13 protein-coding genes are annotated in these 13,803 nt (G+C 59.9%); all 13 read right to left on the reverse strand.

The window, feature by feature from the left end; genetic code table 11:
- Positions 1-23: 23 nt before the first annotated feature.
- The 13 genes from glpK to ASD50_RS18910 all read right to left on the reverse strand — a co-directional run bounded on the left by glpK (position 24) and on the right by ASD50_RS18910 (position 13,797).
- Positions 24-1,514, reverse strand: coding sequence for a glycerol kinase GlpK (gene glpK, locus ASD50_RS18850; protein ID WP_056244566.1), 1,491 nt, complete (start codon positions 1,512-1,514; stop codon positions 24-26).
- A gap of 27 nt (positions 1,515-1,541) precedes the next feature.
- Positions 1,542-1,997, reverse strand: a complete 456-nt coding sequence (locus ASD50_RS18855; RefSeq protein WP_056244569.1) for a hypothetical protein — start codon at positions 1,995-1,997, stop codon at positions 1,542-1,544.
- A gap of 80 nt (positions 1,998-2,077) precedes the next feature.
- Positions 2,078-3,802, reverse strand: a complete 1,725-nt coding sequence (locus ASD50_RS18860; protein WP_056244571.1) for an ABC transporter substrate-binding protein — start codon at positions 3,800-3,802, stop codon at positions 2,078-2,080.
- A gap of 76 nt (positions 3,803-3,878) precedes the next feature.
- Positions 3,879-4,286 (reverse strand): DUF2160 domain-containing protein, encoded by a 408-nt coding sequence (locus tag ASD50_RS18865; protein WP_082549749.1) that lies wholly within the window; start codon positions 4,284-4,286, stop codon positions 3,879-3,881.
- Positions 4,286-5,206 carry a carbohydrate ABC transporter permease gene (locus tag ASD50_RS18870; RefSeq protein WP_056244576.1) on the reverse strand — a complete coding sequence of 307 codons (921 nt, stop codon included), beginning with the start codon at positions 5,204-5,206 and terminating at the stop codon, positions 4,286-4,288. The genes ASD50_RS18865 and ASD50_RS18870 overlap by 1 nt, the downstream gene beginning before the upstream one ends.
- A gap of 1 nt (position 5,207) precedes the next feature.
- A complete protein-coding gene (locus ASD50_RS18875; protein WP_056244580.1) occupies positions 5,208-6,074 on the reverse strand; it encodes a carbohydrate ABC transporter permease in 867 nt (288 codons plus the stop codon).
- 1 nt (position 6,075) lies between these two features.
- Complete coding sequence (locus ASD50_RS18880; protein WP_056244583.1) at positions 6,076-7,143, reverse strand: ABC transporter ATP-binding protein; 1,068 nt, start codon at positions 7,141-7,143, stop codon at positions 6,076-6,078.
- An 11-nt stretch (positions 7,144-7,154) separates the two neighbouring features.
- Positions 7,155-8,234, reverse strand: coding sequence for an ABC transporter ATP-binding protein (locus tag ASD50_RS18885; protein WP_056244586.1), 1,080 nt, complete (start codon positions 8,232-8,234; stop codon positions 7,155-7,157).
- Positions 8,235-8,253: 19 nt separating this feature from the next.
- Entirely contained in the window at positions 8,254-9,780 is a 1,527-nt protein-coding gene (gene glpD / locus ASD50_RS18890) for a glycerol-3-phosphate dehydrogenase (RefSeq protein WP_056244589.1), read from the reverse strand.
- Between the two features lie 119 nt (positions 9,781-9,899).
- A complete protein-coding gene (locus ASD50_RS18895) occupies positions 9,900-10,670 on the reverse strand; it encodes a DeoR/GlpR family DNA-binding transcription regulator (protein WP_056244592.1) in 771 nt (256 codons plus the stop codon).
- A gap of 117 nt (positions 10,671-10,787) precedes the next feature.
- Complete coding sequence (locus ASD50_RS18900; RefSeq protein WP_056244594.1) at positions 10,788-12,200, reverse strand: pyridoxal phosphate-dependent decarboxylase family protein; 1,413 nt, start codon at positions 12,198-12,200, stop codon at positions 10,788-10,790.
- A 39-nt stretch (positions 12,201-12,239) separates the two neighbouring features.
- The gene (locus ASD50_RS18905) at positions 12,240-12,971 is read right to left on the reverse strand and encodes a peptidase (RefSeq protein ID WP_056244597.1); all 732 of its coding nucleotides are present in this window, start codon (positions 12,969-12,971) and stop codon (positions 12,240-12,242) included.
- 31 nt (positions 12,972-13,002) lie between these two features.
- A complete protein-coding gene (locus ASD50_RS18910) occupies positions 13,003-13,797 on the reverse strand; it encodes a transglutaminase family protein (RefSeq protein ID WP_056244600.1) in 795 nt (264 codons plus the stop codon).
- Between the last annotated feature and the right edge of the window lie 6 nt (positions 13,798-13,803).

The raw sequence follows: 13,803 nt of genomic DNA on the forward strand, positions 1-13,803 counted from the left end.
TGTAAAGCCGCGACAGCGGGCTCCTACGCGCTGAGCGTGCGGCGGACCGCCTCGCGCCAGCCCTTGAGCTTGCCGGTGCGCGTGGCTGCATCCATTTCCGGCTTGAAGCGCCGGTCGAGCGCCCATGACTTGGCGAATTCCGCCGCCTTCGGCCACACGCCCGCTTTCGAGCCGGCCAGCCATGCCGCGCCGAGCGCCGTTGTTTCCAGAATGGTCGGCCGATCTACAGGCGCATCGAGAATGTCGGCCAGCCGCTGCATGGTCCAGTCGGAGGCGACCATGCCGCCGTCCACGCGCAGGACCGTCTTGGCATTGCCGCCTTTCCAATCCTTGCGCATAGCATCCAGCAGGTCGCGGGTCTGGAACGCGACGGACTCCAGCGTGGCGCGGGCGAACTCGGCCGGACCGGAATTGCGCGTGAGGCCATAGATCGCGCCGCGTGCCTCGGCATCCCAGTGCGGCGCGCCAAGACCGACAAAGGCGGGCACGAGATAGACCGACTGGGTCGGGTCGGCTTCCGCAGCCATCCGGCCGGTCTCGCTGGCCTTGCCGATGATCTTCAAGCCATCGCGCAGCCATTGCACCGCGGCACCGGCGATGAAGATCGATCCTTCGAGCGCGTAAGTCGTCTTGCCGTTCAGCCGGTAAGCGATGGTGGTGAGCAGGCGGTTTTTCGAACGCACCATGTCGCTGCCAGTGTTGAGCAGGGCAAAGCAGCCGGTGCCGTAAGTGGATTTCATCATGCCTGGCTGGAAACAGGCCTGGCCAATGGTCGCGGCCTGCTGGTCGCCGGCGACACCGAGAATTCTAATGCCAGCCCCAAACAGCTTTTCGTCCGTTACGCCAAAATCATCGGCGCAGTCCTTGACCTGCGGCAGCATGGCGGCCGGGATGTTGAGGATGCGCAGAAGCTCGGCGTCCCATTCATTCTTCTCGATGTTGTAGACGAGCGTGCGCGACGCATTGGTGGCATCGGTTGCATGGACCTTGCCGCCGGTAAGACGCCAGATCAGGAAGCAATCGATGGTGCCGGCCAGCAACTCGCCCTTCTCGGCACGCTTGCGGGCACCCTTCACCTTGTCCAGCATCCAGGCGATCTTGGTGCCTGAGAAATAGGGGTCGAGCAGAAGGCCAGTCTTCTTGCTGAACTTCGGCTCGAGCCCCTGCTTCTTGAGCCGCGCGCATAGGGGTGCGGTGCGACGATCCTGCCACACGATGGCATTGTGGATCGGCTTGCCGGTCGCCTTGTCCCAGATGACCACGGTTTCGCGCTGGTTGGTGATACCGATGGCGGCGATGTCGGCGGCGCTGCAATCGGCCTTCTTCAGGGCGGCCTTCACCGTTGACACGACGCTGGCCCAAATCTCCTCCGGATCATGCTCGACCCAACCGGAGGCCGGGTAGTGCTGCGTGAACTCCTTCTGGCCGACACCGGCGACTTTCATGGCCGCATCGAACACGATAGCACGGCTGGATGTGGTGCCCTGGTCGATGGCAAGGATATGGCCGCTCATTCTTCCTCCGCGAAAACCGCTCTTTTCTCAGACGGCATGGTCGGCCAAGATGGCTTTCTGCCGATCAACCGGAATATCGACCAATCGGTAGTTGCCAAAGTCCGCCATGCCAAGCCGCCGCCATCCTCTATTGTGGTCAAGGCCGAGGATGAGCCTGTATTTGCTGCCGTCGATGCCCGTCAGATCGTAAAGACACTCGTAGTGGATTGTCGGTTGCCGCCGCTTCGAATGACTTTGGCAACTGATTTCGTCGACCTGCGCGACCGAATTCTGCGTCAATGTCTTTTGATTGTCGTCGTCGCCCCACGCGTCGAGCGACATGTTCACCGCAAAGGAAACGTGCAGCAAGCCGTCGAGATCGGAACGCGACGGCTTATCCCACCCGAACAGCCAGATGGCGCCGAGGAAGCCGACAGCAGCCACAAAGGCGACAATCGACCACGGGCCGCCACGGAAAACCTTTCGGATCGCCGCGCCCGGCATCCCGCCTCCCAAGGAACTGGTAAATCAAAAACGCACGAGAGCCGGCGGAAACCCGCCGGCTCTCTTGTTTCAGATGCCGCTTACTTCTGCCAGCTCTTCACCAGCTCGTCGTAATTGACGGTAATCGGCTTTTCCTTCTCGTTCTCGATCTTCAACTGCGGAGCGAGGTTGCCTTTCGAGACGGCATCCTTGTTCCAATATTCAAGATCGTGCTCCTCGGCCATTTTCGGGCCAATGTCGCCCTGCACGCCCGCCCTTTCGAGGCGTTCCATGACCTTCTCCTGCTCTGCGCAGAGCGAGTCCATGGCTTCCTGCGCGGTCTTGGCGCCGGAAGAAGCGTCACCGATTGCCTGCCACCAAAGCTGTGCCAGCTTCGGATAGTCAGGGATGTTCGTGCCCGTCGGCGACCACTGAATACGAGCCGGCGAACGATAGAACTCGACCAGACCGCCGAGCTTCGGTGCCCGCTCGGTGAAGCTCTTGTCGTCGATCGTCGACTGACGAATGAACGTCAGTCCCATGTGGCTCTTCTTCACGTCGACGGTTTTCGAGGTCACGAACTGTGCGTAGAGCCAGGCGGCCTTAGCGCGGTCTTCGGGGGTGGACTTCATCAGTGTCCACGAACCCACGTCCTGGTAGCCCAACTTCATGCCGTCCTTCCAGTAGACGCCATGCGGCGATGGGGCAAAGCGCCACTTCGGCGTGCCGTCGGCGTTGACCACCGGCAGGCCATCCTTGACGAAACTGGCGGTGAAGGCGGTGTAGGTGAACATCTGCTGAGCGATGTCGCCTTGCGCCGGCACGGGACCGGATTCGGAGAAGGTCATGCCCTGAGCTTCGGCCGGCGCGTAGGCCTTCAGCCAGTCGAGATATTTCTGGATTGAGTACACCGCAGCCGGGCCGTTGGTATCACCGCCGCGTGCGACGCATGAGCCGACGGGGCGCGAGTTTTCATCGACCTTGACACCCCATTCGTCGACCGGCAGGCCGTTCGGAATGCCCTTGTCGCCGTTGCCGGCCATCGAAAGCCAGGCATCGGTGAACCGCCAGCCAAGCGACGGATCCTTCTTGCCGTAGTCCATGTGGCCATAGACCTTTTTGCCGTCTATCTCGCGGCCGGTGAAGAATTCGGCGATGTCCTCATATGCCGACCAGTTGACCGGAACGCCAAGATCGTAGCCGTACTTGGCCTTGAAATCGGCCTTGTTCTTCTCGTCGTTGAACCAGTCGTAACGGAACCAGTAGAGGTTCGCGAACTGCTGGTCGGGAAGCTGGTAAAGCTTCTTGTCCGGTGCGGTGGTGAAGGATGTTCCGATAAAGTCGGCAAGGTCGAGGTTCGGATTGGTGACGTCCTTACCTTCGTTGGCCATCCAGTCGGTCAGGTTGCGTACCTGCTGGTAGCGCCAATGCGTACCGATCAGGTCCGAGTCGTTGACCCATCCGTCATACAGATTTTCGCCGGTTTGCATCTGGGTCTGGATTTTCTCGACGACGTCGCCTTCCTGGATCAGGTCGTGCGTCAGCTTGATGCCGGTGATGGCGCTGAAGGCCGGCGCCAGAACCTTCGATTCATAGCTATGCGTGTCGATGGTTTCGGAGACGACCTTGATTTCCATGCCGGCAAACGGCTTGGCGGCGTCGATGAACCACTGCATTTCAGCTTCCTGGCCCGCCCTATCAAGAGTAGAAACGTCTCCTATCTCCTTGTCCAAAAAGGCTTTTGCCTCGTCCATCCCAGCGAAGGCATTGCCTACGCCAAACAAGAGGACAAGGGTGGTCGTCGATGTTAAAAGCTGCCGTCGCATAAGTTTCCTCCTCAATAAGGTTGCAGTTGCGATCGGAGCGGTCGCCGGCACGCGGCCGCTCCAACAATTTCTCCCTCTATACGTAGCGAAACACCGCAATGGCGTAGACCACGGAGAGAGCGAGAGCCCACCACAGGCCAGGCCCAACAAGGCCAAGCCAAGCGAGATGGATAAAGGCGCTGCCTAGCAGCGAAACAAAAAGACGGTCGCCGCGCGTCGTTTCGAAACGCAATATTCCGACGCGGGGATGGCCACCGGGAGAAGCGTATTCCCAAACGGCCATCAGCGACAGCAATGCGAGGATGGTCAGGAAGAAGGCGGCCGTCGGGAACGTCCACGCCATCCACCCCCCTGCCGCAAGCGGTGCAAACCAGTCGCGCGCGCCATCCTTGAGCGGAACGGCGGACACCAGCAGGCCGGTGGCAATCAGAAAGACGACCACAACGACGGCAAGCGCAGTCTGCCAGCGATGCGTTCCAGCCATCATACCCTCCCCAGGGCAAAGCCCTTGGCAATGTAGTTGCGCACAAACCAGATCACGAGCGCGCCGGGGATCAGGGTGAGCACGCCGGCAGCAGCCAGCAAGCCCCAGTCCATGCCGGCAGCGGAAACAGTCCTGGTCATGACGGCGGCGATCGGCTTGGCGTCGGTCGTAGTCAAGGTGCGGGCGATCAGGAGTTCAACCCACGAGAACATGAAGCAGAAGAAGCAGGCGACGCCGATGCCGCTTGCGATGAGCGGCATGAAGATCTTCACGAAGAAGCGCGGGAACGAGTAGCCGTCGATATAGGCCGTTTCGTCGATCTCCTTCGGCACGCCCGACATGAAGCCTTCGAGAATCCAGACCGCCAGCGGCACGTTGAAAAGGCAATGCGCCAGCGCCACCGCGATGTGCGTATCAATGAGACCGAAGGCCGAATAGAGTTGGAAGAACGGAAGCGCGAACACCGCCGGCGGCGCCATGCGGTTGGTCAGCAGCCAGAAAAACAGGTGCTTGTCACCGAGGAAACGGTACCGCGAAAAGGCATAGGCCGCCGGCAACGCCACTGCGACCGAAATCACCATGTTCATAACGACATAGGTGATCGAATTGATGTAGCTCGAGTACCAGGACGCATCGGTGAAAATGACCACATAATTGTTCAGCGTCGGCCGATGAGGATACAGCGTCAGTGACGAAACGATCTCACTGTTGGTCTTGAAACTCATGTTGATGAGCCAGTAGATCGGCAGCATCAGGAACACGATGTAAACGGTCGGGACGACCCACCACCATTTCGACTCGATGCCGCGCTTGCGCATGAGCCGGGCGACTGCCTCCTGCGAAGCTTCGCTGCCGGCTTTGCTGCCGACAGCAGCCCCGCTCATGGCGCCCCGCTCCGTTCTCTCGTTTGCGCCCGTCATGTCAGCGCTCCGCGTCGTAGTTGGTCATCACGGTGTAGAACACCCACGACAACAGGAGGATGATGAGGAAGTAGACCAGCGACATCGCCGCAGCAGGCCCGAGGTCGAACTGGCCAAGCGCCATCTTGACGAGATCGATAGACAGGAAGGTTGTCGAATTGCCTGGCCCGCCGCCGGTGACGACGAAGGGCTCGGTGTAGATCATGAAGCTGTCCATGAAGCGCAGCAGCACGGCGATGAGCAAGACACGCTGCATCTTCGGCAACTGGATGTAGCGGAACACCGACCAGCGCGATGCGCCGTCGATCTTTGCGGCCTGATAGAAGGCGTCGGGGATCGACACCAAGCCAGCGTAGCAGAGCAGGACGACGAGGCTTGTCCAATGCCAGACATCCATGACGATAACCGTCACCCAGGCATCGAACGGGTCCTTGACGTAATTGTAGTCGATGCCGAGCGCATTGACGGTGTAGCCGAGCAGGCCGATGTCGTTGCGACCGAACACTTGCCAGATGGTGCCGACGACGTTCCATGGAATGAGCAAGGGCAGTGCCATCAGAACCAGACAGACCGGCACGCCCCAGCCCTTCTTGGGCATGTTGAGCGCGATAAAGATGCCGAGCGGCACTTCGATTGCCAGGATGATGAAGGAAAAGATCAGGTTGCGGCCCATCGCCTGCCAGAAGCGGTCTGAGGCAAGCAGTTCCTCGAACCACTCGGTGCCGGCCCAGAAGAACTGGTTGTTGCCGAAGGTATCCTGCACCGAATAATTGACGACGGTCATCAACGGGATGACTGCCGAGAATGCCACCAGCACCAGCACGGGCAGCACGAGGAACCAGGCCTTGTTGTTCCAGGTCTTGTCCATGTCAGGCCCCCATCTCGACACGCCAGGAGTCGGCATAGATGTTGATGCCCGCAGGCTCGAAACTCACCTTGGCGTCGGCAGGTATCTCGTCATCCTCACCGATAATGGCCGCGATATCGCGCCCCTCAAGCTTTGCACGGATGACCTTATGCCGGCCAACATCCTCGACCTTGGTGATGGATACAGGCATGCCTTTTGAGCCGATGCGGACATATTCAGGGCGCACGCCGAGTTCGATTGCGCCTTCCGCCGACTTCAAGGCGCCGGGCAACTGGATCGACTGCGAACCCAGCCTGGCGACCTTGCCTTCCACCTTCACGGGCATGACGTTCATGCCCGGCGATCCGATGAAATAGCCGACAAAGGTGTGGCGCGGGCGCTCGAACAATTCAGTCGGCGTGCCGATCTGCACGATCTCGCCGTCATACATGACCACGACGCGCTCTGCGAAAGTCAGCGCCTCGGTCTGGTCGTGGGTGACGTAGACCATGGTGTAGCCAAAGCGCCGGTGAAGTTGCTTCAACTGCGAGCGCAAGACCCACTTCATATGCGGGTCAATAACGGTGAGCGGTTCATCGAACAAAATGGCGTTGACGTCGGAACGAACAAGACCGCGGCCGAGCGAAATCTTCTGCTTCTGGTCCGCGGTAAGGCCCCTCGCCTTGCGCCCGGCCCAACTGACCAGATCGGTCATCTCCAACGTCTCGCGCACCTTGCGGTCGACGTCGGCTTCCGGAACGCCACGGTTTCGCAGCGGAAAGGCCAGATTATCGTACACCGTCATGGTGTCGTAGATGACCGGGAACTGGAAAACCTGGGCAATGTTGCGTTCCTGAGTGGACAGGTTGGTCACATCCTTGCCGTTGAACAGCAACTGGCCGTGCGAGGGCCGCAGCAGGCCGGATATGATGTTGAGCAGGGTGGTCTTGCCGCAACCGGAAGGGCCGAGCAGAGCGTAGGCGCCGCCGTCTTCAAAGGTGTGATGCACCTCCTTCAACGCAAAGTCGGAATCCTTGCGCGGATCGGCCAGGTAGGAATGGCGGATGTGGTTGACGTCGATGCGTGCCATCTCCAGCCCTCCTATGCTGCCATGCTCGGTGCGGAGACCGCACGGCCGTTGCCATCGAACACCATGATGTGGCGCGGGTCGATGAAGACCTCGACCTCGTCGTCTGTTTCGTAATGGCGAATGCCGTGGGTGAGCATGACCCAGCGAACATCGGCGAAATCGAGATGGATGAAGCTTTCCGAGCCGGTGATTTCGGTGATGGAAACCTTGGCGCGGACCGGAACCGAACCCGCATTCGAGCGATCAAGAGAAAGATGGTGGGGTTGAAAGCCGATCGTGTAATTGCCGTCGGCTATACCAACGAGGTCGGTTGGCACTGGGAGGTTAACCCCACCATCAAGGAGAAGGTGCTTGCCCTTCTTGGCGAGCACGATTGTGTTCAGCGGAGGATCGGCGAAGGTTTTCGCCGTGACCAGATCGACCGGCCTGCGGAAGACTTCGACGGTTGGACCGAATTGGGTCACCCTGCCCTGCGACAGCGTTGCCGTGTTGCCGCCAAGCAGGAGCGCTTCATGCGGCTCGGTGGTCGCATAGACGAAGATGGTTCCGGCTTCGGCGAAGATCTTCGGCAGTTCTTCCCGCAATTCCTCGCGCAGCTTGTAGTCCAGATTGGCAAGCGGCTCGTCGAGCAGAACGAGGCTGGCGTTCTTGACGATGGCGCGCGCCAGCGCAGTGCGCTGTTGCTGGCCGCCGGAAAGATTTAGCGGCGTGCGGTCGAGATAGGGCGTGAGCTTGAGCAGGTCGGCAGCCTTGCGGACCTCGCGGTCGATACTGGCCTTGTCGATGCCGGCAACGCGCAGAGGCGATGCGATGTTCTCGTATACAGTCATTGCCGGATAGTTGATGAACTGCTGGTAGACCATGGCAACGTTGCGCTTCTGGACGCGAACGCCGGTCACGTCCTTGCCGTCGAACCAGATGGAACCGGAAGTCGGGACATCGAGCCCGGCCATGAGGCGCATGAGGCTGGTCTTGCCCGACAGCGTGGGTCCGAGCAGGACGTTCAACGAGCCATGATTAAGCGTCAACGAGATGTCGGCAATGTGGGTGTCTGCCCCCACAACCTTCGAGACATTCCTCAGTTCCAGCATATGCCCTCTCGTGCCTCCCTTATTCCGCCGCCGCCGAATGTCTCCTGGTAAGGCCCTGTATGAATGTATCGAGCACGTCGACCTGCTCAGGGGTAAGATGCAGGCCACGCTTGGTTCTGCGCCACAGCACGTCTTCCGCCGTCATCGCCCACTCGTTGGCCACAAGGTAACGGACTTCAGCCTCGTAGAGGTCCGCACCGAAATAGCGGCCAAGATCGGCGATGGATTTGGCCTGACCGAGCAAGATGACTGCCCGCGTTCCATAAAGGCGCATCAGCCGCTTGGCGTGGTGTGGCGTCAGGAACGGGTAGGCATAGCTCAGCTTCGCGACTTCGGCGTCGAAGTTCGTCGCCGGAAAATCGCCGCCCGGCAGTGGTGCGGCCGCCGTCCATGGCTTGCCGCGCTTGCCGAGAAACCCTTCGATCTTTTCCAGCATCGCCTCGGAAAGCCGGCGATAGGTGGTGATCTTGCCGCCAAACGCATTGAGAAGCGGCGCACCCGCCTCGCCTTCCTCGGCCTTCAACACGTAGTCGCGGGTTGCCTCCTGTGCCTTGGACGCGCCGTCATCATAGAGCGGACGCACCGCCGAATAGGTCCAGACAATGTCTTCGCGCTTGACCGGCTCGGCGAAATACTCGCTCGCCGCGGCGCACAGATAGTCGATCTCGGCATCGCTTATCTTCACGTCGTGCGGATCGCCCGGATAATCCTGGTCGGTGGTGCCGATCAGCGTGAAATCTTCCTCATAGGGTATGGCGAAGATGATGCGACCATCCTTGTTCTGGAAGAAATAGGCGCGCGGATCATCGAATTTCCTCGGCACGACGATGTGGCTGCCCTGGACGAGGCGCACGTTGTGGACATCGTTGCGGCCGAACGCTTCGGTGAGGACGTGATCGACCCAAGGACCGGCCGCGTTGACCAGCAAGCGGGCGGTTACGTCCTCGCGGGCGCCGGTGTGAGTATCCTCGATCGTCACGGTCCAGGATTTTTCGTCGCGGCGCGCCGAGACGACCTTGGTCCGCACGCGGATATCGGCACCCTTGTCGGCGGCATCGCGAGCATTCAAGGCAACCAGCCGGGCATCGTTGACCCAGCCGTCCGAATATTCGAATGCCTTTGAAAACAAGCGCTTCAACGGCTTGCCTGACGGGTCGGTATGCATGTCGAGCGTTTTCGTGGCCGGCAAGAGCTTGCGGCCGCCAATGTGATCGTAGAGGAACAGGCCGAGCCTGAGCAGCCATGCCGGCCGCAATCCCTCGGCGTAGGGCAGAACGAAACGCATCGGCCAGATGATGTGTGGCGCATTGCGCCACAACACTTCGCGCTCCATCAGCGCCTCGCGAACCAGCCGGAACTCGTAGAACTCGAGGTAGCGTAGGCCGCCGTGGATGAGCTTGGTCGAACCGGACGAGGTTCCGCTGGCGAGGTCGTTCATTTCGGCAAGAAGAACGGAAAAGCCGCGCCCGACAGCGTCGCGGGCTATGCCGCATCCATTGATACCGCCGCCGATGATGACAATGTCATGGATCGCTGCTTCGCCCACGAAAATCTCCGAGATTTCGTCACCCGGTACAAATCATCATTTCGAAATCAAATCGATATTATTTCGAAACAATAACGAATGTCAAACGACGTCTCAGAGATAATTTTGAACGTCCACACTCAGGTGCGGCTCGTCGTCTCGATCAGTTGAACTTCCGTTTCCTCGCAGATGCGACGCACGGCGGCGATATCGCAGCGATCGGTGATGAAGGTGTTGACCTGCGACAGGTGGCCGATACGCACCGGGGCGGTGCGTTCGAACTTGGTGCTGTCGGAGACGAGGATGACGTGCCGGGCATTGGCGATGATGGCCTGGGCCACCTTGACCTCACGAAAATCGAAGTCGAGAAGCGCGCCGTCATGGTCGATGGCAGAGGCCCCGATCACCGCGTAATCGACCTTGAACTGCTTGATGAAATCGACTGCCGCTTCGCCGACGACACCGCCATCCGAGCCGCGGACCACGCCGCCCGCGATGACAACTTCTATTGAAGGATAGACACGCATCCTGTTGGCAACATTGATGTTATTGGTGATTACCATAAGGCCGGAATGATCGAGAAGCGCGTTGCTGACGGCCTCGGTGGTGGTACCTATGTTGATGAACAGCGAAGCGCTGTCCGGGATCAGGCGCGCGGCTGCCTTGCCGATCGCTTCCTTTTCATCGGCGGCAATCTTGCGCCGCGCCTCGTATTCCATGTTCTCGATGCCGGAAGGAAACAGCGCCCCGCCATGGATACGGCTCAACAGGCGTTGGTCGCACAGATCATTGAGGTCCTTGCGGATGGTCTGGGGCGTAACCGAGAAATGCGCGGCCAGATCATCGACCAGTACCCTGCCCTTGTCCTTGGCCATCTGGATGATTTCGGCATGGCGAGGCGGGAGATACATGGCTCGTCCTTTTTCGTTTTTTGGACCCATAGCCTAAAACGAAAGCAATGAACAGGCTTCGGCGACTCAAAAGAACCTCGCCAATTTCGATGACGACAAGGGAAACGCGCGGGAGGATCAGCCCAAATCGCAGGCGATTTCCTTGATGACCGCGAACGCCATCTCCACGTCCTGAGCCGTGGAATCGAACTGGCCAGCCTGGAAGCGGATGGCAAAATGACCATCCACTTTGGTTTGCGTCAGGTAGATGCGGCCGTCATTGTTGATTGCGTTGAGCAGGCGCAGATTGTGTTCATCCGCGTCTGCGCCCGCCGGTGCGCGATGGCGAAACGAAAACAGGGACAGCATCGGCTCGGTGACGAGTTCAAAATCTGGCTCGGCAGCCAATCGGCTGGCAAGTTTCTCGCTCCATGCAACATGGTTGCGGATCATCGTGCGCAGCGCCTGAAGCCCATGCGCGCGCAACAGGAACCACAATTTCAGCGCCCGGAAGCGACGGCCGAGCGGCACCGACCATTCGGAATAGTTGACGATGCCGTCGTGGCCGTGGGTTTTCAGATATTCCGGCTTGATGGCCAGCGTTCGCACATGACTTTCGGAGTCACGTATGAACTGGACCGAGCAATCGAACTGGGCGCCCAGCCATTTGTGCGGATTGAGCACGATGGAATCCGCGCCTTCCACGCCAGCCCAGAAATGCCGGTATTCCGGGCAGATCATGGCAGAGCCCGCCCAGGCGGCATCGACATGGAGGTAGAGGCCGTGGCGACCGGCGATATCGGCGACGGAGGCAATATCGTCTGTTGCGCCGACGCTGGTGCCGCCGACGCAAGCGATGATGCCCGCGGGAAGGAAGCCATTGGCCCGGTCATCTATGATGGCGGCCTCAAGCGCCGCGACATCCATCGCTCGCAACGGGCCCTTGACCGGGATGCGGACCAGATTTTCCTCACCTATGCCGGAAACCCAGATGGCGCGGTCGATCGATGTATGCACCTGATCGGAAGAATAGATGCGCACCGCCCGCTGGCCGGCGAGCCCCTTCCTGTTGCCTTCCCAGGCCAGCGCCCGTTCGCGCATGGTGAGTACGGCGGCGAGGGTGGCTGACGAGGCTGAATCCTGAATGACGCCGGAAAAGCCTTCGGGCAGGCCAAGCGCCTGGCGCATCCAGTCGATGATGCGCATTTCGAGTTCCGTCGCCGCTGGCGAGGTCTGCCAGAGCATGCATTGCGCAGCCATCGCGGATACAAGATATTCAGCGACCACCGAAGCCGGGGCGGCATTGGCAGGGAAATATGCGAAGAAACGCGGATGCTGCCAGTGGGTCATGCCCGGCATTATCGTCGCTTCGAAATCCGCGAAAATCTTCTCCATGGACTCGGCGTCTTCAGGCGGCGATGGCTCAATAGCACGAAAGATTTCACCGGGTTCCGTGCGCGGCCTCACAGGACGGTCACGCAAGGTTTCGCGATAGTCGGCGCCCCATTCGGCAGCGCGAATGGACCAATCACGAAACTCGTTGCCGTCCATTTGGCCCTTCTCCGGTTACTTGGGTTGCACGTCCGACGGCTACTCGGGAAAATCCGGCAATTGCTGGAAGGCGGCTTTCAGTGCATCCGACCAGCCATTCGAGATCGTACGGTAGTAGGGGTCGTCCTGGCCGATGCGCTTTTTGACGCCAACCTTGAAGCTGTCCTTCTCGTAAAAAAGCAGATCGAGCGGCAGTCCGACTGACAGATTGGATTTAAGTGTCGAATCGAACGACACCAGCATCAGTTTCACCGTTTCGGCAAAACTCATCGTGCGTTCATAGGCGCGCACGATAATTGGCTTGCCGTACTTGGTCTCGCCGATCTGGAAGAAGGGCGTGTCGTCGGTCGCCTCGATGAAATTGCCTTCCGGATAGATCATGAACAGACGCGGCAGCGAACCCCGTATCTGGCCGCCCAGAATGAAGGAGGCATTGAAGTAGGCATCCGCCCGTTCGCCTTCCGGCGCGGAACTGGCGATCACTTCCTTGACGGTATCGCCGACCAGACGCGCGGTCTGGTACATTGACGGCGTTTCGAGAACGGTAGCATGGCGATCCGCAACCGCCTTGCTGCGCTCATCGAGCAGGCTGACAACTGCTTGCGTGGTGGCCAGGTTGCCGGCAGTCATCAGGACGATGACGCGCTCTCCCGGCTGTTCCCAGACATGCATCTTGCGATAGGTGGAGATGGAATCCATACCGGCATTGGTGCGCGTGTCCGACATGAACACGAGCCCGCGGTCGATCTGCAATCCTACGCAATAGGTCATGGGTACTCTTCCGACATGATCTTGGCGCGGATTACTGCTCTACCGTGATCTGAACCGCAAGCCGTTCTTCGGCCTTTCCCAAACGGATTCCCGAGACTGGCATGGCATCCTGGTAGTCGCGACCGATGGCGATGCGTACATAGCGCTCGTCCGGCGAGATGCCATTGGAAGCGTCAAACCCGACCCAGCCGAGCTTTGGCACATGCACTTCCGCCCATGCGTGGCTGGCAGTCTGCTCGATGGCTGCATTCATCATCAGATAGCCGCTGATATAGCGAGCGGGGAAACCCATGGCACGTGCCGCCGCGGCGAAGATGTGACTGTGATCCTGGCAGACGCCCGCGCCGAGCGCCAAGGCGTCTTCCGCCGTCGTCCCGGTCGTCGTGCTGCCTATGGTGTATTTCACGCGGTCGCGAACCATCATCATGAGGCGATGGAGTTTCTCGATATCGGTACCGTCACCGGTCGAGGCAACCAGGTCCCTTATGCCCTGCCCTGCCTTGGTCAGGCGCGTCTCATGGCAAAACAGCCACAACGGCGCAAAGCCGTACTGTGTGCCGTAGACGCCGGCGGTGTCCCTGGTTTCCACCTCTCCGGCAACCTCGACGACAATGCGGTGAGGCTCTCCCTCGACGCTTATGAGGCGGGTGTCGTTGTCGAAATGATCCTTGAAGCGGACCTCTTCGCGCGCACCTTCGACGTTCAAATTCCACGAGTGCACATGCTGCGTCGGCCCGTTGACGGGCATCAGCCGCAGACGCTGCAAGGCGTAGTGTACCGGTGCGTCGTAGTTGTATTCGGTCCGGTGGGTGATCTTCAGCCGCATCCAGAG

It is taken from the genome of Mesorhizobium sp. Root552, assembly GCF_001427285.1.
Lineage (GTDB): Bacteria > Pseudomonadota > Alphaproteobacteria > Rhizobiales > Rhizobiaceae > Mesorhizobium.

Excerpts from the sequence above, each read along its gene's own strand:
- glpK (WP_056244566.1), bottom strand. The coding sequence starts at position 1,514 with ATGAGCGGCCATATCCTTGCCATCGACCAGGGCACCACATCCAGCCGT.
- ASD50_RS18855 (WP_056244569.1), bottom strand. The coding sequence starts at position 1,997 with ATGCCGGGCGCGGCGATCCGAAAGGTTTTCCGTGGCGGCCCGTGGTCG.
- ASD50_RS18860 (WP_056244571.1), bottom strand. The coding sequence starts at position 3,802 with ATGCGACGGCAGCTTTTAACATCGACGACCACCCTTGTCCTCTTGTTT.
- ASD50_RS18865 (WP_082549749.1), bottom strand. The coding sequence starts at position 4,286 with ATGGCTGGAACGCATCGCTGGCAGACTGCGCTTGCCGTCGTTGTGGTC.
- ASD50_RS18870 (WP_056244576.1), bottom strand. The coding sequence starts at position 5,206 with ATGACGGGCGCAAACGAGAGAACGGAGCGGGGCGCCATGAGCGGGGCT.
- ASD50_RS18875 (WP_056244580.1), bottom strand. The coding sequence starts at position 6,074 with ATGGACAAGACCTGGAACAACAAGGCCTGGTTCCTCGTGCTGCCCGTG.
- ASD50_RS18880 (WP_056244583.1), bottom strand. The coding sequence starts at position 7,143 with ATGGCACGCATCGACGTCAACCACATCCGCCATTCCTACCTGGCCGAT.
- ASD50_RS18885 (WP_056244586.1), bottom strand. The coding sequence starts at position 8,234 with ATGCTGGAACTGAGGAATGTCTCGAAGGTTGTGGGGGCAGACACCCAC.
- ASD50_RS18895 (WP_056244592.1), bottom strand. The coding sequence starts at position 10,670 with ATGTATCTCCCGCCTCGCCATGCCGAAATCATCCAGATGGCCAAGGAC.
- ASD50_RS18900 (WP_056244594.1), bottom strand. The coding sequence starts at position 12,200 with ATGGACGGCAACGAGTTTCGTGATTGGTCCATTCGCGCTGCCGAATGG.
- ASD50_RS18905 (WP_056244597.1), bottom strand. The coding sequence starts at position 12,971 with ATGACCTATTGCGTAGGATTGCAGATCGACCGCGGGCTCGTGTTCATG.
- ASD50_RS18910 (WP_056244600.1), bottom strand. The coding sequence starts at position 13,797 with ATGCGGCTGAAGATCACCCACCGGACCGAATACAACTACGACGCACCG.